Raw genomic sequence first — 24499 nt, forward strand, 5'->3', positions numbered from 1 at the left:
GGTTTGAATGCTAGACACACTCATCCCAGCAGGGCCACGGGCCCTTCTGTCAACTACGACACGAGATCAATTCCCCACCAACCACGAAGAGCCCCATTCTCGGACACGAAACTCACACAAACACTGTACTTCTACCTGGGGACCCAACCAAAGATAATTCCGGATTTGATCATACTCACCCTGGGAGTCTATCAATGAATTTATGTGCGATCCCTTTCCATGAACGGGTCGTGTTTGGCGATTTTTTGCCATCGCTATCGGGATCGACGGTATATATGATTTCTCGTGAGGTCTGGTCGGGCTCATCCTCGTTCGAGCCAACATCAGATTCTTTGATGAATTTCTTGTGTGCTTTGTCGTAGTTCCGCTTGGTCCTAATGGCAGAAAAATGAAACTCGGTCAATATGTACATTGGTAGGGCAACGCCAAGACCTCGTCCCCAGCGACCGCCCGCCGCCACCAGAGCAAGTCCCACGATAATCGTCAGCAGTTGTGAAACGGCTAAGAAAGTGGCGGTCGGTTCGGAGTATCGCAGCTTGGTTGTACCAACAAAAGCCCCAGAGATTACGGGGATGCTCGTGACACATAAGCTTGTGAGCAATACCCGGTATCGGGTGAAAGTGTTGGCTATCCAGGCGAACGCCAGGAGCATCATGGCAAAGGCAAGTGCAGTGCCTGTGTAAGGAAGGTCGAAAGCAGTAAGACCTTTTACGGTCAGTTGCCAGATGCCTGGAAAGTCGGTTGGATCAGGAACGCCGCCCCAGCCCGAGTAAAGGACCAGCCAGCATGTCTGAAAGAAGCTTTCGACAACGCACAGTGCCAGCACGGTGCCGAGGCAGAGAATGGGAAATAAAATGCTGCCGTATTCCCCGAAGCGGTGGATTTTGGCAAATAGTCTCTTGCGAGCCGTTTTATCGAAAAGTTCCACTGATGCCTTTTGTGCCCGCTGTTGATTGTCTAGTAAGGATGCGAGGTTGAGCAGTTTTGATGTATGGATTGAGGTGTCATCCATGGCGAAATTCGAGCCGACTGCAGTAAGAACCGCGAGTAACCCCAACAGCGTGCTTCCGCCAGGGTCAATGGGGTAACGAATGGCACATACGGCTATGGCCACAGAAGCAGCAGCCGCGGTCAAGACTCCAGCCGATTGACGCCACCAAAGCTGGGACAATTGACTTGGCAAGCGGTCCAGTTCCGGGGCGTCACCGGGTACCGAACGCTCTAGACCTGACGCAATCGAAGCAACATTGAACGTGGCTACAAAGAGCAAGGCTGCTGTAACCGCGACCGTCGCATCCGCAGAATTGATGATTTCTTTGTCAAACCACCCTGCCAATGAGGACCAGTCTGCAGGACCCATCGTTGCTACCCCGTCCGCACCAGTCTCAAGGGAGCTCTCCAAAAACTTTCCGTACAGATCAAGGTGGCCTAAAAATTCCACAATGATGTACACCCCAGCGGCCGCGAGGATAATTTTCAGGGTCCGCGAAACGGAACGGGAATCTCGCTCAACCTTGCGCTCCCAAGCAGACTCAACTGCAGAGCGGATCGCGTTTGTCTTATCGTTTTTGGCGGCCATTCACGGGAAGATACTCTCGTAGCTGCTCCTTGGCTAGGCCGAATGACCATAAAAGGGGTGAAGGACTGCAATCCTTCCGCGCGTTTGCCTGAGTTCGGCTTCACGACCAACACGCCGATTACTTCGTAGCTTAATGGGCGGAGCACCGGTGCAGCTGGAGATTGGGGGTTCGAGTCCGCTGAGACAACGGAGAATCGTCGGTCTCGCACACGCGCCGACTCTTACGCAGTCTCCGTTCTTGTCCGGGCCGCCCAGTAGTGTGCATGGGCAGAGACAGCGTGCCATCACGGGATCGAGGAATGAAGGGAGGTGGAAGCTCTATGCAAAGCCTGAAGACTCAGTGTGCCGTGCGGGTGGTTCTGTCAATATCGCCGGCCCCGGTAAGACGGTTAAAACTGGCCCCAGTCCCGAGTTCGTTCGTGGCTCGCACACACTGAGAGCATCTATCTAAACTTTCTTTGGCACCCTAGGCTGAGGCATGGTGGATTGGGAGTCGGCTGGTCGACAGAGCGACCTAAAATTGTGGCGCGCAATGTTCTGGGTTCACATCGCGTTTATCCTGCTTGCGCTCGTGGGCGAGCTTCTGCTTATCTCCGGGGCCGATTCCGAGACGAGTGTGTGGGTGTTTGTTCCGGGCATCGCCACTCTGATCATGCTGACAATCCTGCTGCCGACCAGCTACAAAAGATGGCGTGAGAGCCGACCAAACGAGAAGGCTTAGGCGTCCGTCGCCCCCGCTCAACTCTCAATTTCCCGGTGCTCTCGGGGTATGGGTCCCGTTCCCTGTCTTGGAGGGCTAAGAAGCTTGGTGGGCTTTGGTGTGTGCGAGGCGGTAGGAGTCGGTGCCAGTTTCGATGATGGCGCCGTTGAAGGTCAGCCGGTCAACGATTGCGGCGCACAGGCGCGGGTAGGTGAAGGTTTTGGTCCATCCTGAGAATGATTCGTTGGAGGCGATGGCGATGGAGTTTTTCTCTTCGCGTTCGGTGAGGACCTGGAAGAGGAGCTCGGCGCCACGACGGTCCAGTCCCATATAGCCAAGTTCGTCAATACAAAGCAGATACACCCGGCCGTAGCGGGCGATGGTCTTGGCTAGAACCTTCTCGTCGGCTGCTTCGACGAGTTCGTTCACGAGCCGGGTCGCGAGGGTGTATTTGACTCGGTAGCCCTGTTCCGATGCCGCGGTGCCGAGCCCGATGAGCAGGTGGATTTTACCCCTTCCGGAGTCCCCAATCAGGCACAGCGGTGCGCCTCTGCGGATCCAGTCCCCGGTGGCCAGGGTGTGGATGGTGGCGGGATTGATGTTCGGGTTCACGTCGAAATCGAAGTCCCCTAGCCACTTGTTCCTTGGAAAGTTGGCGGCTTTGACCCGGCGGATTGAGGAGCGCCGGTCACGGTCGTCACATTCGGCTAGAAGCAGTTCGGCCAGGAAGCCCTGGTAGGAGAGTTGTTCCTTTCCGGCGAGGGTGAGGGCTTCGTCCAGGACCGCACGGACGGTGGGCAGGCGCAGTCGGCGGCAGGCTTGGTCCACGGCGGCGACGGCGGCCTGTTCGGTCAGGCCGCGCCGCCGGCGCAGGGTCGCGGTGATGGTGGTGGCCTGTGGGGTTGGACTCATGAGATGTTCTCCTTTGACTCGGCTCCTGCAGGGTTTTCGGCGCGTTTGGCCAGCAGCTCGTCATAGACGCTGACCGAGGGCAACCGCCGGGTGTCCCGGGGTAGCCCCGCGATGACCGCTGCGGGGTCCATCAGCCGGCGCTGGGTCAGGCTGACAACTCGTTGCACTTTCGCTTCAGCATGAGCACCGTGATCACGGTCCGGTCCGGACCCACCTCCGCGGCGGGGCCGGCTGCGTGTCTGCGTGCCTCGACCGCGACCACATCGGCGCTGACCGCACCCACGCCGAGCGCCGCGCTAATCCCTGCCTCGATGTCTGCCGCGTCCATGGAACGGGGGAGCAGCAGGACATCGATCAGTTCACGGGTCCCCACGGCGTCGCCGTTGACCCGGCGCGACGCAGACCAGAAGGCTTCATGGGCGCTGGTAAACGTCCCGGACTCCCGTGCCCGTGCCAAAGCGGTGGAGCCAGGCAAAGCGCCGGGCTTGGTCTTGAGGACCTCCAGGTAATGGTCCACTGGACCGACTGCGCGCCCTTGGCAACGATCCGCTGATGCCGGGCCGCCATCGCGCGGCCGTCGAACACGACAAGCTCCGATGCCCGCAGGGACACCCGGACTCTTTGGCCGATGAACCGGGCCGGCACCGAGTATTTCACCATCCGCACCGTGATCATTGAGGTCCGGTCCACTCTCGGGTTCAGCACCAGACCGGGATCGAATTCTTCGGCCGGCAACGGTGCCAGGAGCGGGGCCTCGGCGGCGAGGTCTTGGACGATGGTGCGGATCCGGTCATTGATCCGCCGCTGATCGTCTTGGACTTCCCAGGCCCGAATCCGGTCGTTGAGCTCGGCAAGGGACTTCGCGACAGGCATCGGGGAAAGCCGGTTGCGGCGGAACCAGCCCACCTCACCCTCGACCCCGCCTTTCTCGTGAGCCCGGCAATCCCAGGCTGGCAGGCCGAAATATGTAACCTTCCTGGCGTCGACGAGCTCCTTCACGGTGGCCGGCAACGTCTTCAACGGGAACATTCGGGTCTTGGCGGTGCTTGTAGAGGACGTCAATGTGGTCCGTGCCGAGGCGGCGCAGACTCTCCTCGGCGGACCGTCCGGATGTGCTCGGCGCGGGAGTCGAACCCGAAATCCTGGTCTCGGCTGAACCCGAACCTGGTGGCGATAAGGATCTCGTCGCGGAAGCTCCTTACGGCGCGGCCAAGGATCTCTTTGGTCTCTCCCCAGCCGTATCGCTCTGCGGTGTCGAAATCCGTGACGGCGACGTCGTGCGCTTTATGGATCGCAGCAACGCCTCCCCTTTTCGTCGGCGGGGCCGTAGGCAACTGAGATACCCATCGAGCCGTAACCGATAGCGGAAGTTGCCAGGCCTTGAGTGCCTCGAGTCTGTGTCTGCCTGAGGTCTCAAATCTCTAGCAGGTCCACCGCTTCGACCCCGAGACCCCGGTCGAGGAAACAATGGAAGCCCTGCACGACCTCGTGAAGGCCGGCAAGGTCCGCTACATCGGCGCATCCGCGATGTGCAGCACGCCGCGGATCTCCATGGATGGACCCGGTTCGTGTCCCTTCAGGACCAATACAGCCTCATGCACCGTGAAGAGGAACGCGAAATGTTCGGCCTCCTCACCGACCAAGGCGTCGGCAGCATCCCCTACAGCCCCCTCACCAAAGGACGGCTCGCGCGACCCTGGGGCGGCAACACCGCAGAGTTGGGTGCAAAGATGCGCGGCATCAGGGCATGGCTAGGGCGGCTTGCCACGCCAAAGCAGCGGTGGCGGGATGCGTGATGTCACTGTGCGCGCCCCCTGGCCCGCTGACTTTGCTAATTACTGATGAAGCGTCGATGTTATATATGCCGCCGGGCTTCAAGCCGTAATTCGTGGTCTCGTCGCCAATCGCGACATCGTGGGCGCCCTTAACGCCCTGGATGCCGAATGCGCCCAGCCCGCCGTAACGGGGGAGGTCCCCGAGGAGTACCTCTCCGGCGATTCCGGCACCCAAGGGATAGAAACGCCCGACGGCGTAGTCGTACGTCGAGCGGGTGGTGACAATAGGCCCGCGTACTATCTCCTCCTGTATAATCCGGTGGAAGTGTCCTGGATTCGCCTCCTCGGGCACCGTTCCTGCATACGCCCAGAGCGACAGGGCCCCCTGCACAAGGAACAGCGAACTGACAGGTCGGACGGAAGTGATTCCGTCCGTTCCCGCGACCGCGGCACTGACTACGATGGAGCCGAAACTATGTCCCATTAGGTGGAAACGCACGCTCTCATCTGTTTCGTTCTGCAGGTCCCGCAAAAGCTTCGCCGCGCCATTCTCACCGAACGTGAGAGCCCGGGCCTTCATGGTCCAAAACGACAACTGGCGCAAAGGAGCGAGAATGGCGTCCCTTACACGATCGAAGATAGAGTCGCCGCTGAGAAGTCCCGACTCCTTGTCGGTGTCCTCGAGCGCTTGCTCGAACGCCTTCGCCGGATCCCACGCAGCGGCGGGAATCGGGTCCTCATTTCTGGCCTCTTCGAGGTGCAGCTCCCGGTACAGGATGAGGTATGCTCTGCGCACTGTGTCAGTCATTGCAGCGTGGCCACCAGGATCGGCAGCAGCGTCAAATATTGCGCCGAGGGCGTCTCGTGTGTCAAGGGAGTCGACGAGCATCGTGGAGTACATGTCCACGGCGTCCTCCACGGTAATCACCCCTGTCGGCGTCGCTTCCCCGCCTAGCAACCCTACAGGGTCTGTGGAGATGATGGTGTCGTCGCCCCATGCTTTGCTCGGCCAATGCACTCCGATGATCAGGGGACTGAAGGGGCGACCAAGGTTCGAGGGCCGGGTCTCTCTGCTCATCGTGAGCCACGCGTCATACTGCTGCATGGCGCCCTCGACATCGGAGTTCCAGCCGTGGCTGAGGAGGAACACGTCGGTGATACCTGATCCCGGCGCTGCTAGGGCGCTGCGTGCTGCTGTGCTACCGAGTTTGTCCGTGCCCTCCGGGAGTTCATCGCCGTTCTTGTCGTAGTGAATGAGATGGTACGACAGGTCCGGCCGCTCCGGTATGTGCCTGATGACCATGGAATTGTCCTTTCTGAGAGTGAGCGGCTGGGCGGACAGCTAGGGCGTAATGTGAGTGCGGATCGTTGCCGGTTGTATCCGGGTATCGCCATCGCAGTGCACGGCATACAGGATGCCAAGAGGGTTATTGTGCTGCTCATAGTAATCGCGTCTCATTCGGAGGAAGATTTCGCCGAGGGAACCGCCGTCCAGGAATAGATCGAAGAAGGTCGTCGCCCAGTCTGCAGCGAAGAGGGCAGGTGTTTTGCATTCCGTTCCTATGACTCCGCGCGCACCCTTGGCCATGAAATAGGGTACGAAACCGTCGTAAAACATGGGGGATAGCTCGGCGGATTCGCACGCGTTGATGAACACCAACGGGCTTCCTTCGAGTTGTACGGTGGTGGGTGCTTCGAGGTTCAAGTCGCCGAGCGTGATGTGTTCATCGCCGGAGAGCACGAGAAACGAGGCATCGGGTCCACCTCCGGTCAGCCCGGCTGCGTTTGCATGGCAGTAAAGATAGAGAATTTGATCGGGTGTCGCTCCGTTCTTGAGCGCGCTGACTAACTCGTCCCGTTTCGTACGGCTTACAACGGTGACGGGCGGCGTGAAATCGATAACGTCGTCCCAGTACGACATTTGGCGGGCGACGAAATCAGCGGTCATCTGTTTGTCGATGCTCTCGTTGAAGTTAACGCTGACCGACAATCCCGCTGACTCGCTGTCGATAATGCCGTTGAGGGTCGTCAGCGTGTTCTGGAGCGGGATCTGCTCTAGGATGTGGCTCATCCCAAGGAATCGTTGCCAGTCGATGGCGTCGGGCTTCCATTCGTCGTCAATATAGAGAAGCCCCCACGGCACGGGGAAGTCCTGGGTCATAAGCTGGATCTTGAGGACCTCGTTCGTGTTGGTCGTCTGCTGGCGTAGCCATTCTCCGAGGCGTCGGGCGTCCTCGCCGCCAGCCGGGTGGTAGAAGATCTTTTGATAGAGGCGTAATCCAGCCTTGGCGAGGATTCCAAGTGCAGCGTCGCGGTCCTGCGTTGAGATGTCGAGCCCGTCCTGAAATGTGCGCTGTCCGACGACGTCCAGTAGTGCCTGGCGCGCCTGTTCGATGGCGGATGCCAGTTCCTGCTGGTTTATCGGAAGATGCACCCGCGCAGCTGTCGCTCCCCAAGCGGTGCAGGTGTAGCCTCCTTGGGGGCTTGCCTCGATGGCAAGACCGATGTCGCGCGGCTGGAGCCCGGCGGTAGCCGAGATAGGCCGCCCGAGCGACGATGACTTTAGTGGACTCTTAACGGCGTCCCCTATCTGGATGGTCAGGGTCAACTGCTGAAGGAAGTTGCCTGCGTGGTGGACGGTGGCGATCAGCTGGCAGCGCCCGCTCCTGCGCGGAACGATGTCGAACCGGGCCTTGCCCCGGGAGATGCCGGGCCGGCGGAACCGCAACGGCCGGCTCTGTTCGAGGATTTCGAAGTCGTCGCCGTTAAGCTGCACCGTCAGAATGACCTCTTCCGTGCCTTGGGGAATTAGGAAGCCGAAGGGCGCTCCACTGCCGATGAGCGTCTGTTTCTTCGCTGGATCGAGGCTGAACGCAAGTGTATAGGTCTCGCCGACGCTTAGAGGACGAGTGGTGTCAACATCTTCAAGTTCAGCGTTCAGCCACGCGCGCGCTGACTCAGGGTTTAACTTCTCGTCGCCACTGGCGGGGGCCGGTCCCGGTTCGTCGGCGGGTTCAGCCTCTTCGTATGCGTCAGGGGGGGCTGACCAGGGCGCCCCCCCGAGCAGTCCACCGGCATCGTCTTCATTCAGAGAGTCGTCCGGCCCGGCCAAGTCGGCTACGGCGTCCGATGGGCCCCACCCGCCGCCACCGCTTACCACCGGGCCTGCCGGTGCCGCACCGACAGGGGGAAATGGGTGGTGACCGGGCCGGGGCAACTCTTTCCCTCGGGCCCACGTCTCCAAGCGTTTTGCCAAGTCATCATTCCGCCGCAGCACAGCCTCGAGCGCAGTTGCGAACGCCCGATGGGCCTGATCGTCGTCGGGGGCTCGCTTGATGTCTGCCAACGGGCCAATGAGGGTGCCGTGCTGTTTAGCCGCGGTCTCCATTTCGGCCCACAGGTATGCGTCGCCCGCAGCCAGGTCCTCTTTCGCTTCGCGATCTGGACCACGTTCAGTCTGCTTCAAAAAGTACAGGCGCAGAGCGTTAGCGGCACGCTGTGCCACCTGCCTAATCGATAGTCGCGGGCTCATGACGCCACCTCTAACGGAACATGTGCGGGTCTAAATAGTGGCCCAGTCTCCGTGTCCTGTCCATACCCGGTAGGCCTGTTCGGCGAAGAAACACTAAAGTTTAACCCTAAACCGGTAGGCGTCCCCGCACGAAACGTATGCACAAGGCGGATGTCCTTCGCTGGACCCGCCTGAGCCAATGATCATCCGAGCCGGCTGTCAAGCGAACTGCCCGAAATACATCGTTCCCGGCCCGAAATATAATTCGTATTGGTTTGGCCCTCGTCTGCGCTATGGGGGAGCGTCACATCGTCATGTTTTCGCCCCGTGGACCGGGCCCCTTAATCTCGTCATTCATGGGAGCTGCGTTCCTCTGCCGGATGTGTTCCCTCCAATCGCCGTGTGGTACGAGGGGCAGATCCCGAGTTTGGCGATTATACATGTAGACCCAGACGTCCAGGTTCGCGGGTTCCTTCAATCTCACCACTTGGCGGACGTATAGAGATTCGCGGGCCTTGTGAGCATCAAACCTCTCAAACTTATCCAAAGCACGAAAAGCTTGGACGGAGCGGGAGTCCGACAGGGGAAATTTAAGGCGGTACAACTCGCCGTTGACGCTTCCTTCACCTGCTACCAGCCCCGGATAGCTTCCCAAGTCATAGAGGCAGCCTTCGATCGTGCACGCACCGAAAAAATCAAAGTACTCAGTGAAGTGAGGGGCGTCTTCAGGCGCGAGGTCAGACATTAATGACCCGTAAACGGCGACGTACTCCGAAATTTGATACGCAGGCTGTTTTCCATCAGTACCCACGCCGTCATCGCTGGCAAGCTCATGCGATAGGCGCTCCCAGTCCCAAGTCGCACAGTAGCGGCGCAAGGCCCCCTTATCCGAGTGCTTCATCAAGTCGAACCAGTACCGGAACAATGCCAAACGGTCATCCTTCGCGAGGTGTTCATTGTGCTCGAGATAGAGAATCCACTCGAAATAATTTAGTAGTCTATCAACCTCGTGCAGGATCTCAGCTTGCCTCAGAGTTCGGGGCACATCGCGGTCTGTTAAGCGCCGCTCAAGAAGAGGTGCGACGCTGTCTTTGTATTCGTATTGGAGGAGAGATCGGGCAGTGAGGAATTCGTCCGAAAGGTAAAACTGCTCGAACATGCTTTGGAGCCAATGCGCAGCCTCAGTTCGTTTCGACTCTTTGTAGAGGTAAACAGCGCGTAGCGCTGCAAAGCTCGCACCGATGGCGAGCACGACGTTGGCGATTGCTGCCACAACGGTGCCAAACGCGGACCAATCGGCAGCGGACCATGTGACAAACCAAACGTTCGTCATAACATGCACCTTACTAGCAGCAAAGTCAATCGCACAGAGTTCGCTCTTTGGACTTGGAGGAATACATGAGAAGGACGGGCTTGGTAGTTCAGGAAGAGGACATCTACCTTTTGCATGACGTCAATCTTCGGCGCTACTGGGAGTTCGGAGAAAATGCTGGCCTGAGTTCGAAACAACGCTACACATTGCTTCGATGGGCACGCTCGGCGGCAGGACAAGTTGAGAAAGATCACGATCACGGCAAAGTTGTCTACGCCGTCGCCCAATTCGTACATGATGCTATGCCGCCAGGTGACATTGAGGGAACGGAATCACCTCCGCGCCGCCTGGCCTGGATCATCGATACCGGCGTCGGCGAATGCGGTGTGAGGCCGCCACACAGTGGTCCCGAGGGTAAGGAGTCGGTCCGCTGGGTCTGTATAAATGCCGCACAGCTTGCAGCCGGAATGCTAAGAGAGCTCGGCTACCCTGTCAGAGAATGCAACGTTATCCTGGCCCAGAACGGCTCATATCTAAGCGGCTTTACTGGGGCGGTATATCAGGAAGCAGCCCTGCAGGTTTGGTTTACTGGGGGATGGCATTGGGTCGATCCGTATCTGCTGATTTTCGACCCTGCGGCTACTCGGGACGACAGCAGCCGATACAAAGTCGACCAGCCTTGCTATTGGTCCGGAACAACAACCCCCATATCGTGGCTACCGGGCCGGCAAGGCGACCTATGGGTGCCTTTCGGGGTCCAAGAGTCGTTGGGGAGCGACCTTCATAAGCGGTTCTATCCTCGGAAACTGGATGACAAAGGGTGTGAGCATCCTCACGTTGCCGGAAGTAGGGTTCGCCGCATCAGTTCCGTGGTCGATCGAAGAGGAGGTACCGTCACATCGGGTATTTTCATTCGAACACCAACACCTGGCGTCACTTTGTCGTTGGAGGATGCGTTAGGACGGAAATCGGATGCCAAACATCGCGAAATTCCAGGCTCGATTCACATTGCCCGGGGCACGCCGTTCACAGCATTCGATACCCGAGTACTACGGCCCGCTCCTGGGTGGGGTGCCGATAGAGACTTGGCACATCATGAAACAATTTTTTTCGGAACTCAGTCCCTCCTGGCGTCTTGGGAGGAAATCGGTCATCACCCACTAGTCCTGACCGTAGAAGGTCCCGCACGTGCCAGTGTCGAAGTTTCCGATGAGACCACGGCAGGAGACCACGTCATAACCGTTTGTGGACTGCCGCCCATAGTGCGTATACCTAACGGATCGGCGAAATGCTCCGTGGACATCTACATTGATCCCTTAGATGCTCAATTCCACTCGTCCTTCTCCTTGCTCGCGGCCAGAGGTTTCCTTGATTACGGCATGTACTGGCCCGCCACGGTTGATATCCGGGCAATAAGAGAACGGTCGCGCATCGCGTCTTCAGAAGAAAAACCGTGATAGTCGACGTATGCATAATTGCAGGCAACTTGGGAAGTTTGCGTGCCAGATGCGTGCTCGAAGGCTGAGGAGCCTCGCTAATGAGCAGGCTGGCAGGGTTCTGTGCAAGGCATGTATCCGACCTAATTGACGACGAGTCAAGCTCCAGCGCAGAGCCGACGCAGCTCCTGCGACACCCCGCCCTGATTAGCGATCTGCAGTCTGGCGCTGATGGCCCAGCCGAGTGGCGCGCAGTCTCAGACCCGGTCGCTAGGTGGGTTTGGCGCTTCCAGGCGGTCTCAATAGGACGTTTTTGGAGGACACCTGTGAGCCAATTTGTGTTTCTTGGAACCTGGCGGCAGAAAATTACGGAAATGGTATGCCCTCCGAGCGGGCCACAGACAGTGTGGCGACAGTCCGAAGGGCTTGGATCAGGGCAAGAACCGGCTCCCTGCGGTCGCGCTGACGGCTCGCCGCAAAAAAGCTAATGGGCGGCACGCCGAGTAGTTGCACCGCAGCCAACCCTGGCCCTAGGTGTTTGGCGAACGGTGCCGGAATTGTCGCGAGTCCTGCGCCGCGAGCCACGCTGGCCAGCACGGTCGACGAGTATTCAGCCCGGATGTCAACCAACCTGGCGTCCCTCGCGGGTCGAATATCGCCCAGATACCACTGTCCCATCCATGCTAGGGGCAGGGAGGAATCGTAAACTATGGGTTCCTCCGCGAAGTCTTCCGCCCTAACAGGATGAGGTCGAGCCCATTCATGTCCGGCAGGAACGATGCCCGTCCGGTTCACGGCCACCAGCGGTGCCGAATCTATGCTGCGATGCTGGACCGGAGACGCGGTCCACACCACGTCCATCTGGCCATCGAGCAGAGCGGTGGTCAGAGACTGGAATGGTATTCCGTGGCACGAGAGCCTCACGTCGGCGACCAGATGGAGGAGAACGTTTCTAATTTCGGCGAGCTCGGCACGCGTTGGATACTCACCCAGGGCGCCCGGCACCCCCAGCCGAACATGATAAAGGCCAGGGTCATTTCTCGCTGCACGCCGGGCTACTGATGCCTGCGCCAACAGCGGTCCTGCCTCCCTAGCAAATCGTATCCCCGCGGGGGTTAGGGCCAGCATGCCTAGGGGACCCCGGTCGACCAGTTCGATCCCGACCTGATGCTCAAGGCGGCGGATCCGCTTACTCAGGGCCGAGGAGGACAGATTGAGACGGACAGCGGCCCGGGCAAAATGATGTTCGTCGACGAGCATCAGAAAGCTAGCTACGCACCCCAAGTCCAGATCCATCGGCGCTCCTGCCCAACCTGTGGGTGCCAGCGTATAACCGGGCCAAAGAAGGTTCAATGGCTACCCGGTTGACCGAGGCTGGCGTCCTTCGGGAGTTGATCACGTCGTCAAGCTGCGTTTCCTATCTGGAAAGGCCTCTTCGTTTAGTTATAAAAGGGGCCTATCTTGGCGAGTATTGGCACCCTTCCTGATCCTTCCGGGCCGGGACAAATGCCTACTAGTGAGGAGCTGGACATGCCACGGGAACTGAACAATGCCGAAACCGCGAACCAGAAAATTGACGTCAGGGCGGCGAGGATCAGCACATCGCCTTTTGGGGGCATCCGGATTCCATCCTTGATTTCCGGGGAAGGTAATCTGCGTCGCAAGTACGAGACCCTCGGCGGGGCCGCTGTCCTCGGTGAGCCGATCAGCAAGGAGGAGGGCATAATCTGGACTTTCGCGAATGGATCCTGCCTTTGTTATAACCAGCACCTCTTCCGGGCCTTCGAAATCCACGGAGACATCTACACCAAGTGGATTGCCATGGGCGGCCTGCGGTGGGGCGCTCCCTGCACCGATGAGACCAGTACTCCAGATGGGGTCGGGCGGTACAACCACTTCAACGCCAACACAGCATCGATCTACTGGACGCCGAACACCGGGGCCGCAGCGATCTGGGGTGCGATTCGAGAGAAGTGGGCGCAGATTGGGTGGGAGAGGTCTGTCCTTGGCTATCCGGTGACGGACGAGACCGGCACTCCGGACGGCATCGGGCGGTATAACCACTTCAGCAACGCCGGATCCGTTTACTGGACGCCCGAAACTGGTGCCCATGTCATTTACGGCGGCATCCGCGCGCGCTGGGAGGAGTTGGGCTGGGAGACCTCCTACTTGGGCTACCCGACCAGTGATGAGGTGGACTTTGCCGACGGCGGACGGGCCAACGAATTCCAGAATGGCGGAATTTACTGGTGGCCTGATACCGGAGCGATCGACTTGCGTGACGTCATCGTCCACTACACGGGACTCTATTGCTTTGGTGAGACGGACTGGGACCAAGGGTCTAGCTCGGACGAACCGTACGTCATCGTAAGCCTCTCCACACCCCAGGTCGCAACCGTGCACGTTTCACAGATATATGGGGAAGTGGACGCCGGGGAATCCCGTCCCGACCTAATGGAAATCTATCGCGGACGACCATATGGTTTGAACCTCAGCACGGTGGTGATGGAGAACGACTTCGGCGATCCGAACAAGTACAAGGAAGACATTCAGAAGATTGTGATGGGCGTCCACACGGCTGGCACTATCGCCCTTGGGCTCATCCCTGTCGTGGGGCCGCTCATCGCCGCCGTTGCCGGCCCCGCGCTCGGGTCTCTGATGCCGAGTATTGGAGGCGCCATCAACGACGCCTTCGATTGGGGCGATGACCGTATCGGCGGTACGAATGTGACGGTGTCGGCAAAGCAGATGGTAGTGCTAGCCGCCCGGACAGCGAACACGAACTGGCACACCATCGGTTACAAGGTAGAGAGCGGGCTGATCTCCGGCGGGGGCGCCTCCTACAAGGCTTATTACGGCATCGTCCCAGCTTAGGTATTAGCGTCCAGATTAGAGGCTGTCCGGTTCCTCTCTCGACGACACAACGAGAGAGCATGGGCTCGCAAGGTCGGATTCGTGGCGAATACCTCGGCCAGATTAAGGCCCTGGGCGCAACCATGTCTACTTCGATGAACCACGGCACCTGCTCGTGTTAGTTCCGGCCTTGCGAACCGTGATCGAGTTCCGAAGCAGCGGGACCGTAGACGCGGACCTGCCGTTGGTCTGGCCGGGTCCTGGCAATTTTGGAGGAGCTGGTCGACCGTGAGCCGGAGACCTGCCACTGCTGAAGCCGGCACTACCGGGCAGCCGCTTGGTTTCGAGTTCACCGTAGGCTTCCACCTCTGGTAGCCACAGAGGTCCTTGGTCGGGGCCCACGTCTTTGTCTGAGGGGATCCCAGCGAGCCCCCATAAGCGGACCATGACCCTGAAGGTGTTAAGGGGCAGGACTGCCCTCGCGGACCATCCATCTTGACGGGCCAATTTCCATTCCGAATTGTGGACAGTGCCCGACGGGCGTGGCGTGGACCAGCACCCCTGACGCCGAAGCTCGTCCAGTATCAATCCGTTGGGGTTCTTCTATGACTTCGCATAATCGGCTGTGTTCTTCCCAGGGTGTTGCCATCGCCGGCCCATCCCTCATTGTCATCGCGTGGCCAAGCGGCCCGAGATTTCATGAGCGTTTCTCAAGCAAGGCAGTCAGCAGTTTCGCGAGAACTAGAGTCAGTCTTCGGTCCCTTCAACAATGTTGGGGATGAGTGTACGATATCGCACGATTGGCTGTCTTCAAGGCGTGCGCCTCTAGATAGGAAGGGGCATTCGTGGTAACCATTAATCTTCCTGAACAACACGAGCTAAGCACGTCGGCTGCGCGGCGCGGGCGGGAAGGCAGGTTCTAAGTGCGCGGCCACACAATGACTTCTTTGACCAACTTCAGCATGTTGCGTTTGGCGTGGAAATATTCCTAGAACTCGTCGAATGGGGACTACAGGATGCCAGATCGGTGGGAAGAAGCTAGCACCAGATGTGACAAAAAGCAGTGAGGGGGCGCGCTTAATGAATCCCGATACTTGTGCCAAGTCAAAATACTCATTGTGTCTCTTCGGCAATTTCTCCCTAGAAAAGGAGGGGTGTGCGATTCATTTGCCTGGAATTTCCCAGCGTGTTCTTGCCTACGTTGCTCTTAACGGGGTCACCAGTAGGAAGGTGTTGGCTGGGAAGTTGTGGCCAGAGGCGAACGAGACACGTGCCCGGTCCAGTCTTCGAAACGCGTTATGGTCCCTGGGTTGTAGTGCGCCCGCTGTAATTGGTGAGTCGAAATCGGTCGTTCAATTGTCCCCGTCTGTGGAAACCGATGTTAACAAATTTCGTGACACTGCCAAGGCTGTGTGTAGTCGCCTCAGGCCGATACGCGAAGTTCCCGTTGAGGAAATCCTTGCGTGCCAAGAGCTCTTGACAGGAATGTATGATGACTGGTTGGTATTCGAGAGGGAAAAGTACAGGCAAATGCTGCTACACGCGCTCGAAGCTGCTTCCGCTTCATTATTGGAGGCCAGCGCGTTCGCGGCAGCGTTAGAAACCGCCCTGGCCGCTGTCTCCATCGAGCCGCTTCGCGAAAGCGCTAATACGGCCGTAATATCTGTTCATTTGCGCGAGAATAACCTCATTGAAGCAGTGCGCCACTACGAATATTTTCACAATCTGATCTTCTCAGAACTCGGGGTTGCGCCGTCTCCTGCCATGCAAGCTCTTTTGCCCCGCGGGTGCCGGATTTACAAGAAATGAAGTAAGAAAGTAAGACAAATGCTGTCATTAAACGTTCTGGATCAGATCCCGGTCTTTCAAGGTTCTAGTCCGCAGGCTGCTGTCCGTGAAAGCGTACAGTTGGCAGCGGCGGCTGAGGACCTGCACTTCAAGGGCTTTTGGATTGCTGAGCACCACGGTGACTCATCCCGGGCCTGCGCGTCGCCTGCGGTTTTGCTCGCTGCCGTCGCTAGTCATACAAACACCATGCGGATTGGGGCAGGATGCATTCTCCTGCCATATGCAAGTCCCCTGCGAGTCGCCGAAGATTTCCGCATGCTTCTAGCATTGGCTCCAGCCCGAATCGACTTGGGCGTCGGCAACGGAATGGGAGCGACAGCGGCTGCCCGCGAAGCACTGCAGGGAGCAAGCAATTCCGAACCTGTTACATATGCCAAGCAGATTCAGGAGCTGACCAAACTATTGGCCGTCAAACCCCAGATTATGGACCCGTTGGCGGTACCTGTCGTTGGGGAGGAACCTGAGATTTGGGTCATGGCGTCAGGGATGCGGAGTGCGCTTGTCGCAGCTGCCCTTGGTCTGCCCCTTAGTCTTGCGCATTTCATCAGTGGTGAGAGCGCATGGATGGCCGCAGCGGCGTACAGGGAGGCATTCGTCGCATCGAAGGTATGTTCTGCACCACGTATTTCTTTGGCTGTGCGAGTCACATGTGCGGACACCCGCGAAGAAGCGGAAGTCCTGGGAAACTGTTTCTGGGTTCCCGCCAGTGAAGGGCTTCATCCGACTGCTTTCCTTAGAAGCACTCCCCGATTCGCGACAGGTTACCCATCGAAGGAAGACGTCCGCGGACATGTAGTAACGGCTGATGAACTCCACTTCAGAACCATAAACAAACATCTAAACATCGTTGGTGACGTCGAAGAAGTGGGCAATCATCTGGAAATGTTGGCCCGCCGATACCAAACTGACGAGGTTACGGTGACCACCACGTGTCCTGATCTTCGAGCCCGTATTCGGATGTATCAGCTACTTTCGGAGCACCTCGGACTGTCTTGATGTCAGACGAAAAACAGTCATTGCCTCCTCGTGGCATCACACGGAAATAGACGGGGAGTTGGGCAAAAACCCATAGAACCACCATCAATAGATTTCTCTCCCTAAAGAAGAAATCTTCTTTCGACGGAGAATCCCCGCCTGTGGCTTCGGTCGCAGTCAAGCGTCTGCGCGAAATCCGCAGTTTCAGCGCGGCAACTGTCGAACCGCGCGGGCCATGCATGGATGGCCTCCGCCCACCCGCGAAGCTTATTGGCGAAACAGACTCATTGCCTAATCTTGCGCTAACAAGGGGTCGGTCGGAGGGGCGCCGCTTATGCCGTTGGGGTCAGTAAATTACCACAGATCAACGCCGCAAGTCTCCATCAGCGGTCGAGTCAACGGCGCCGACTCAGTCGGCGATAGCCACCTTGGTCAAAGACAGCAACCGTAACGTGAAATCACAGCGCCGGGCCGGTGAATCACAGCGCCGAATCGATCCGAAACGGGCTGATCAGGACTTTGTCCACTCTGCCAGGGCACCGGCGCGGATTCCTGACCTGGGACTATGGCGCCGAAGTGGCCAAACAAGCATGCAGCGTCGCCAGCGACACGGGCGTCTTCTTCTGCGATCCAGCCAGTCCCTGGTAATGCAGATCCCTCGAGAATACGAGCGGGCTGCTACACCACTATTCCCGTAAGGCATGGCCTACCGCTTGACGACATACCCTAGCAATTTAAAGTACCGACTCCGCAAAATGCGCAAGGCGGCCGGGTGCCTAGACACTCCGCTGACCACGTCTTCACGCAAATCTGACGCTTCTCCAGCGAAGAAAAGTCATTTAACCAACTTTCTAGTGACGCCGGAAGGACGGTGCGAGGCGTTTACTCGAAGCACGCGGGCGTCACCCGCGCCGTGCCCGACGTTATCGGGAAAAGGAGATGGACATGGCTAACGATGAACAGCGCCTTGCAGATCTTGAGCGGCGACTTCAGGCTTTGGAGGGCGGGCAGCAGGGGGCGGCGCAAACAGCCGGGCCTGACCAGCAAGGCCAGGCCCCGAGCCCGCAAGACGCGGCAGCAATCCAGGCATTTTTCACGGGTGCGTTGATCGCTTCCGCGATACAGCAGGGTGGGGCCACCCAAACTGGGGGGCAGGACCAAGGGGCAGCTCCCATGTTCCTGTCCATTTTCGGTTGTGGCGGTGGTGGTGGATGGTCTCCTACTAAGTACGACTCATTCTTCTGGTGCAAGAGTCGCTTCGCGTGCAACCCCCAGTCGCTGTCCTGTCTCTGCTAGGACTGCTACATGTTGCAGCCGGCTCCCGCGTGCTCACCATCTTGGAGCCGGCTGCCATACAAAAGACTTCGCCTCCTGAAGGGACCCATCGCGTTGATTACATCTGAAGTGATTCCTTACCTGTGCGGGAGGGAATTGTTGAGCAGGGAAAATATCGTAGACGGTGAGGTTCGAGTATTCGATGCATCCCGTCGAAATCAGAACTTCCGCGTAATAAACCAAGGCGGCCGTTCGCTGTTTGTCAAGCAAGGTACAAAGATCCATGGATCGAGTTCAACGGCACGCGAAGCTGCTGTCTACAGCATCCTTGAAGCAGACGATCATTCGCACGTACCCTTTCCCTATGCGCCTCGTCTAATTGACTACAATCCAGATGACGACATTCTCATTTTGGAGCTCATTGATGATGCGGTAAATCTGCGAGAAAAGTATCATGAATCGCGATACCTGCAAGTCCAATCGGCGGCGGCAGTGGGTGAGGCCTTGGGCGCACTGCACATGAAAACGTCTCTTCCGACAGTTCTTAGGCGACTGGGGAGAAGTGAACCTGGGGTTCTGGAGGTTGATAGGCCTGGGCTGGCTCTCTTGAGCGACTTCAGTGGATCAAGTATTGATCTCATCCGGATGGTGCAGTCATCCGCAGACTTGATCGTGCATCTGGATGAGATGCGGCAAGACTGGAGAAACGAAACGCTGATTCACCACGACATCAGAATGGACAATATTATCCAGTCGAGTCTTCATGGAACTTCGGAAATCTTGATTGTCGACTGGGAAACTGCTTCCGCCGGAGACCCGGCTTGGGATGTGGGAGCCGCGGTAGCGGACTACCTCGGATTATGGATCCAATCTATACCCGTTACGGGAACCCAATCGCCAGAAAAGTTGATACACCTAGCTGATTTCCCATTGTCAGAAGTGCAGGAGTCCATTGCTGCTCTATGGCGCGCCTATGCGCGACGGAGTGAGATGAGCGCCGATATGCAAATTGAGTTCATGCCTCGGGTGGCTCGGTTTTGTGGCCTGAAACTCGTTCAGTCAGCTATTGAAATGGTTCAAAACTCTGCCCACTGGAACCTCACTGCCGTCACGCATATGCAGGTTGCTGCCAACATGATGGGGCGACCCCAAGAAGCCGTTCAAGCCCTACTCTGTTTGGATGTGGCCTCATGAACAGGCACATGACGGCGCTTGCTATGATCGCCGAGGCAGTCCGCATAGTGGATGAAACTTCCTTCACATGGTTTGGCTCACCATCCAGGGCACTCCCCGAGGTCGTCAGGGACCGGATCTCCCCAGCAGACCGCCGTGCGTATTTATTGGCTTCCCTTCGCGACAGAATATACAGAGATGCCTACTGTGCGGGCTCCCCGAGGGCGGCCACTAACACAGGAGGTATAGAACTTACTCTTGGTGGCCGGGACACCACCCTTGCCAGCCAACTCGCAGCGGCCAACACTGGCCAGGGGGCTTGGGAACCTGGTTGGACGGTGACGTCTGTTGAGGACGTTGCCGCCCCGTCCCAGCCGCAGAGCTTCGCAGCCACTCCAGCCATTCCCAGAAGTCTAGGCGTGGAAGCCAGGGGTCTCCGCATCTGGCTAAGAGATGGCGAGTACCGGCACGCGGGAGGAGTAAAGCCGAAGTCTGGTGATCCAGTAGACATACGTCTTCCTCGGGGTTCGTTTGACATCTCCCCCGGGTATTACAGCGCACTGAGCGATACCCCAATGCCGGACACCACACTCAAAGCCGTTATCCGCCTGTACCTAGCCGTTCGACCGGAGTTCGCTCCGATGGCTATGGCAGAAATTACGGGATCACTGAACCAATGTTGCATTCCCTTCCGATTTAAGATGTTGAGCGACCCCGGCTCATATGACCGTTGCGATACTGCTGTTCTCTATCTCAGCAAGGACAATGCAGGAGCCGCAGCTCAACCTGTCGCCGACGCAATTTCACGTCTACGCCCCTTCCTTAAGGATGCTGTGCCGGCCTTTACACTCCGGGCTATTGCCGGTATTGGCCTGGCGGAAGAACCTGAGACAAAAGAAAGCTTCGGCGAGCATCGTTCGGGGCTCACCGCCGAGGGAATTATAAGAATGGCGGACGTAACTGGACGAGGGGGAGAGCTCACCCTAGCCCCTCTGTTGGAGACTTGGGCAGAAGCCAGTATCGACCTAGCAGCTCCGCATCTAAATCCCTCTTCATCCGGGGAAGCCATCGAGGTAATTGCTGACGCCATCCGACGAACAACATCAAAGATCCATGCCTCGAGCTCGAAGGAACTGCCAGGGCACGACATTCCGATGAACGCAAGGGTTAAGGCACAGTCCACATACTTGGAGGTAGCGTCTGGAATCGCATCGCAACTGGTTAAGGAAGCGATATGGTACGAAGACCGTTGCACATGGCTCGGGTCAGTCCCTGCTAGCGATGAACGGGGAAAGCCGTCACTTAGCCATGGTTCCATAGGGTCGTCGCTGTATGACGGTGGTGCTGGCGTTGCTCTGTTTCTTGCCCTTATGGGGGCCCTCAGTTCCATTCCAGATGCAGCGGAAACTGCCGGGGCTGCCGCCCGGCAGGCGCTTCGGGCACTGGTCAATGAGCCTGACAACGGACTTTTCACGGGTCGCGCCGGGACGATTCTCTGTGCAGTCGCAATAGGCGTTCTGAATCAAGACAACGAGATGCTGGAAGCAGCCGAGGCTGCCCTTCAGCATCTACGCAGTAGATCCGGAAGTGGTACAGATCTGCTGTCGGGACGATCGGGAACGATCATCGCTTTCCTCTGCCTCGCCCCTATGCTAAACGATGACTCGCTTCTCAGGGATGCGGAGCGGTTGGGGATGGAGCTGCTCCAGCAGGCGAATATCAGCTCCTATGGCTATTCCTGGACCAATGAAGCCGCTGAACATTCCCCTGATCTTACGGGGTTGTCTCACGGAGCAGCAGGCATTGCGGCCGCTTTAGTCGAGCTTTCACGCGCAACAGGAATAGAAACCTTCTCCTGTGGTGCTCGCGAGGCATTTCGGTACGAGCGAAGCTGGTTCTCCAGTAAACATGAAAACTGGCCGGATCTGCGCGAGGCTGACGAGCGAACAGCCCGCACCACCCCACAATCATTCCTCGGCCAGTGGTGCCACGGAGCCCCAGGAATTGCCATGTCGAGGATCCGTGCAGCGGAATTCCTTGACGATGCTGTGCTCAGATCCGAAGCTGCCATCGCGATACGGACCACGGCAAAGGAGACAGTTGCCGCGATGTCGAACATGAACTTCAGTTTCAGCCTATGTCATGGCCTGGCCGGGAACGCAGACATACTGCTGGAATCGCTTTCTAGCCCGAACGCAGGACGCCACACCGTAGTGGACCCCAACAGCCGGTCCGGAACAGTCGATCTCCTCAGCCGAATCGCAGCCCAAGGTTACCGGCGCCATCACCTTGGTGACTCGCCGTGGCCCTGCGGTGTCCCGGTACCTGGAGTGACAGTACCCGGCCTCATGCTAGGGACAGCGGGGATCGGTTACCACTATTTGAGGCTTGCCTTTCCGCGTTCAGTTCCGTCCATTCTGCTGCCCCAGCCGGAGGGTTTCGGAAGACGACTTCGAGAAGTAGCTGATAGCGGGCGTGAAATTCCAGCGTCACTTTCCTAAGGAGGCATCAGAATGTTTGATTACCTGACTTTAAACGCACTTCCGCCTGTCCATCCGCAGACCCTTATCTTGAAGGCCCGATCACCACAAACAGGTGGGACACTGGCAGCCGCTATGCACGAAGGCGGCACGCGTCAGCCCTTGGGATTGGCCCCTGGGCTGTCACAACTGGCGTGGTTGGGAGAAAACGGGAAAATAAGACAAATCGATGCCATCGGGTCCGCTCCCCAGCCAACGCTGGGAGTATCGTCTGCCCTTCAACTCTTGGCAAACCAAAGCAGCGACAACCTGCCGGAAGCAGCGAGCATACTGCGGTTTGCGGCGGACGTCGACGTCGATCTCCTGGCACAGAGTCTTGACGCCGATCCGGACGTTACGTATGTCAGTAGGGTTCCAGTCCGGTATGCGGCCGGCCCACCAATCGGTAATTTTACTGATTCCCTAGACCTAGTTGAACGACGGATCAATCGATTGGAGGGTGGCTCGCCAGAGAGTATTCAGCTGCATTGGAATCTTCGACGTATCGGGGTGCCGGAAGTCGAAGAGTTAGGCTATGACAACGCCCGTGATATCCGTGTCGCAGTGCTGGATACCGGCGTGGACGTGGATCACCCGGGGCTTCTGGGTGTTGCTAGTTACGGATCGTCAGCGGTTTCCCCGAACCCGCCAGACGTAGTAGGGCACGGGACGCATGTGGCTGGAACGATCAATAGCGCTCTAAATCGAAGCCTCAATATTCGGGGAATATGCAAGGCCAAGATCATTGCTTGGAAGATATTTGATGACACCCCAGATTACGTTCGAAGCGGGAATATATTTTGGTACTTAGTGGACCCAGTGCTTTATCGCCGGGCTTTAGCCGAATGTGTCGGAAAAGTGGAAGTTGTAAACTTGAGTATCGGCGGACCGCAACCTCCCGACCCCCAAGAGTCTGCTCTATTCAAAGCCTTGATCGATAATGGAACTACGGTTGTTGCTGCCATGGGCAACGAGAGAAGCCTCGGAAGCAGAACTTCATATCCTGCCGCGATTCCTGGTGTGGTGGCCGTCGGTGCAACTTCTCCAACCGATTCAGTGGCGATATTCTCCAATTCAGGGAGTCATATAGCCTTATCTGCACCGGGGGTTGGGATATGGTCGACGATGCCGCATTATCCGGGTCAGATTGGATTTCGAGCCGCCGCGGATGAACACGGCGTGCCAGAACCTGGCGCCGCTTTTCCTCGAGATATAAACTACGCGGCAATGGATGGGACATCAATGGCTGCTCCACACGTTAGTGCAGCTGCCGCATTAACGTTGGCCAACAGCAAGGTCTCTCGGACACCCTCGGAAGTTCGGGATCTACTCATGGTTACAGCGCAGCGCTTACCTGCAATGAACGGGGCCCGTTGGACACCGGACTTCGGTCACGGCGAGCTGGACTTGAAGCGTCTGCTATTCGCTTCCACCAGGCTGTGAACCGCCATGCCCGCTGTTGTTGTGTTCGGCATATCACCCGGCGTCGCCGAGCATGAAGTCGAAAATCTACTGAATGAAGTGGCGGCCCTTAACGGCGTCCTTCGTGCTGAACGTCTCACGCCCGGCGTTGGGGATGTAAATAGCGTGCGTCATTGCATCTCCACCATCGCTAATTCTGTCGCACCCCAGGATGTTATCAACGAGATAATTGCCCTACCAGGTGTTGAGTATGCAGCTCTCTCCGCAGACCGCGGATTCGCACCATAACCAGAAGGCCACAGGTTCAAAACAGGTCACGGAAATCAATGAGGTAGGGGATTTAGGTGCCGTCAGGACAACTTCTAGCTGGCAAATGGACAAAGATCATATGGGGTTGGGGATGGTTCGAAGCTACCTATGCTGTTAGTACCAGCGCTCCCGGCGGGGAGTTCCGTACTTATCCGATTTACTCAAGCGGACAATTGCCGCGACAGGTGACACATCAAGTGCGGGGCTACGGCGACGTTTGGTTGTTCACTCCCGTATCGGCCTCGTGGCAGGCGACTCCTTTAGGGCCTTAATGTTCCGACCAAAGCAACGTACCCAAAGCTTTCAACGTGCATTTGAATTGCCGTGGTAACTGAAATAGTTGCCGTCGGGCGGTCCTCGAGGACCCGGAGAAGCGACCACTGCCCCTGGGGCGAGGCTACCGAGGACCAAGCACGTCTGCCGCTGCCCCGCGCGGGCCGCCCGAGGACCATGTTCGGTGCACCGGGGCGACCGTCAACCTGAAACCTGGCTTGGCTCATTTCGTTAGTGCGTGAGTTTTGGGTTGCGGATGGCATCGAGAATGGCCTGCTGCTCGGCTGCGATATCGGGGGCGAATGTCTGCGTGGTGCCGTTGATGGCGATGGTCGCTGAGCGTAAGGGCCGGAGTTGTCGGATGACGTTACGCACCGCCAGCCCTGTCCTGTTCTGGACAGTCCGGGAGACCGCAAGCGCGGTGAACACGATGGTCAGGTGCGCCTCGATCGCGTCTCGGGTGCGGTGAAACATGGGCCTGGCGCGCAGGTCAGTTTTGCGGCTTGTATCTCTTAAGTACCCCTGTTGACGTGGGGTGGTCGTCGTTTACGGTGGCCTTGGGAGGGGCCGGGGTGGTTCCGGTTTTCGGCTGGGCGTCATGGCTCGTGAAAGAGATCGTCGCCCCCG

Annotated in this window: 15 protein-coding genes and 3 pseudogenes; 9 read left to right on the top strand and 9 right to left on the bottom strand. The window is 57.9% G+C overall.

Annotated elements, in window-relative coordinates; genetic code table 11:
- Positions 1 to 175: 175 nt before the first annotated feature.
- The gene (locus PY310_RS07425; RefSeq protein ID WP_275213710.1) at positions 176 to 1579 is read right to left on the bottom strand and encodes a hypothetical protein; all 1404 of its coding nucleotides are present in this window, start codon (positions 1577 to 1579) and stop codon (positions 176 to 178) included.
- A 478-nt stretch (positions 1580 to 2057) separates the two neighbouring features.
- Between PY310_RS07425 and PY310_RS07430 the strand changes: the two genes are divergently transcribed.
- On the top strand, positions 2058 to 2300 hold the full coding sequence (locus PY310_RS07430) for a hypothetical protein (RefSeq protein ID WP_275213711.1): 243 nt from the start codon (positions 2058 to 2060) through the stop codon (positions 2298 to 2300).
- Between the two features lie 75 nt (positions 2301 to 2375).
- On the opposite strand, the gene istB is transcribed toward PY310_RS07430, so the two are convergent.
- The 3 genes and pseudogenes from istB to PY310_RS21635 all read right to left on the bottom strand — a co-directional run bounded on the left by istB (position 2376) and on the right by PY310_RS21635 (position 4525).
- Entirely contained in the window at positions 2376 to 3191 is an 816-nt protein-coding gene (istB, locus tag PY310_RS07435) for an IS21-like element helper ATPase IstB (protein ID WP_275213712.1), read from the bottom strand.
- Positions 3188 to 4147: pseudogene (locus PY310_RS07440) on the bottom strand (Mu transposase domain-containing protein); the annotation flags it as partial. The pseudogene PY310_RS07440 and the gene istB, both read right to left, overlap by 4 nt.
- A gap of 102 nt (positions 4148 to 4249) precedes the next feature.
- Complete coding sequence (locus PY310_RS21635; RefSeq protein ID WP_419095455.1) at positions 4250 to 4525, bottom strand: aldo/keto reductase; 276 nt, start codon at positions 4523 to 4525, stop codon at positions 4250 to 4252.
- A 91-nt stretch (positions 4526 to 4616) separates the two neighbouring features.
- Between PY310_RS21635 and PY310_RS07445 the strand changes: the two are divergent.
- Positions 4617 to 4903, top strand: a pseudogene (locus PY310_RS07445) (aldo/keto reductase); the annotation flags it as partial.
- A 28-nt stretch (positions 4904 to 4931) separates the two neighbouring features.
- On the opposite strand, the gene PY310_RS07450 reads toward PY310_RS07445, so the two are convergent.
- From PY310_RS07450 to PY310_RS07460, 3 genes are all read right to left on the bottom strand, one after another.
- The gene (locus PY310_RS07450) at positions 4932 to 6269 is read right to left on the bottom strand and encodes a hypothetical protein (protein WP_275213713.1); all 1338 of its coding nucleotides are present in this window, start codon (positions 6267 to 6269) and stop codon (positions 4932 to 4934) included.
- Between the two features lie 39 nt (positions 6270 to 6308).
- Positions 6309 to 8471 carry a CHAT domain-containing protein gene (locus PY310_RS07455; RefSeq protein WP_275213714.1) on the bottom strand — a complete coding sequence of 721 codons (2163 nt, stop codon included), beginning with the start codon at positions 8469 to 8471 and terminating at the stop codon, positions 6309 to 6311.
- A 310-nt stretch (positions 8472 to 8781) separates the two neighbouring features.
- On the bottom strand, positions 8782 to 9810 hold the full coding sequence (locus PY310_RS07460) for a gamma-glutamylcyclotransferase family protein (RefSeq protein WP_275213715.1): 1029 nt from the start codon (positions 9808 to 9810) through the stop codon (positions 8782 to 8784).
- A 47-nt stretch (positions 9811 to 9857) separates the two neighbouring features.
- Between PY310_RS07460 and PY310_RS07465 the strand changes: the two genes are divergently transcribed.
- Positions 9858 to 11246 carry a transglutaminase-like domain-containing protein gene (locus PY310_RS07465; RefSeq protein WP_275213716.1) on the top strand — a complete coding sequence of 463 codons (1389 nt, stop codon included), beginning with the start codon at positions 9858 to 9860 and terminating at the stop codon, positions 11244 to 11246.
- 345 nt (positions 11247 to 11591) lie between these two features.
- Here the strand turns inward: PY310_RS07465 and PY310_RS07470 are convergent, their stop codons facing one another.
- A complete protein-coding gene (locus tag PY310_RS07470; RefSeq protein ID WP_275213717.1) occupies positions 11592 to 12521 on the bottom strand; it encodes a LysR family transcriptional regulator in 930 nt (309 codons plus the stop codon).
- Between the two features lie 234 nt (positions 12522 to 12755).
- Here PY310_RS07470 and PY310_RS07475 point away from each other — a divergent pair, with 234 nt between their 5' ends.
- The 6 genes from PY310_RS07475 (at position 12756) to PY310_RS07500 (ending at position 23311) form a co-directional block, all read left to right on the top strand.
- On the top strand, positions 12756 to 14099 hold the full coding sequence (locus PY310_RS07475) for an LGFP repeat-containing protein (RefSeq protein ID WP_275213718.1): 1344 nt from the start codon (positions 12756 to 12758) through the stop codon (positions 14097 to 14099).
- 1347 nt (positions 14100 to 15446) lie between these two features.
- Positions 15447 to 15887: an AfsR/SARP family transcriptional regulator gene (locus tag PY310_RS07480; RefSeq protein ID WP_275213719.1), complete on the top strand. Its 441-nt coding sequence runs from the start codon at positions 15447 to 15449 to the stop codon at positions 15885 to 15887.
- 18 nt (positions 15888 to 15905) lie between these two features.
- On the top strand, positions 15906 to 16922 hold the full coding sequence (locus PY310_RS07485) for an MsnO8 family LLM class oxidoreductase (protein WP_275213720.1): 1017 nt from the start codon (positions 15906 to 15908) through the stop codon (positions 16920 to 16922).
- Between the two features lie 1368 nt (positions 16923 to 18290).
- Positions 18291 to 19370 (top strand): phosphotransferase, encoded by a 1080-nt coding sequence (locus PY310_RS07490; RefSeq protein ID WP_275213721.1) that lies wholly within the window; start codon positions 18291 to 18293, stop codon positions 19368 to 19370.
- A 23-nt stretch (positions 19371 to 19393) separates the two neighbouring features.
- Positions 19394 to 21850 carry a lanthionine synthetase LanC family protein gene (locus PY310_RS07495; RefSeq protein ID WP_275213736.1) on the top strand — a complete coding sequence of 819 codons (2457 nt, stop codon included), beginning with the start codon at positions 19394 to 19396 and terminating at the stop codon, positions 21848 to 21850.
- A gap of 12 nt (positions 21851 to 21862) precedes the next feature.
- Entirely contained in the window at positions 21863 to 23311 is a 1449-nt protein-coding gene (locus tag PY310_RS07500) for a S8 family serine peptidase (RefSeq protein ID WP_275213723.1), read from the top strand.
- Positions 23312 to 24103: 792 nt separating this feature from the next.
- On the opposite strand, the pseudogene PY310_RS07505 reads toward PY310_RS07500, so the two are convergent.
- Positions 24104 to 24370: pseudogene (locus PY310_RS07505) on the bottom strand (IS1634 family transposase); the annotation flags it as partial.
- Positions 24371 to 24499: the final 129 nt, after the last annotated feature.

It is taken from the genome of Pseudarthrobacter naphthalenicus, assembly GCF_029076445.1.
GTDB classification, from domain to species: domain Bacteria; phylum Actinomycetota; class Actinomycetes; order Actinomycetales; family Micrococcaceae; genus Arthrobacter; species Arthrobacter naphthalenicus.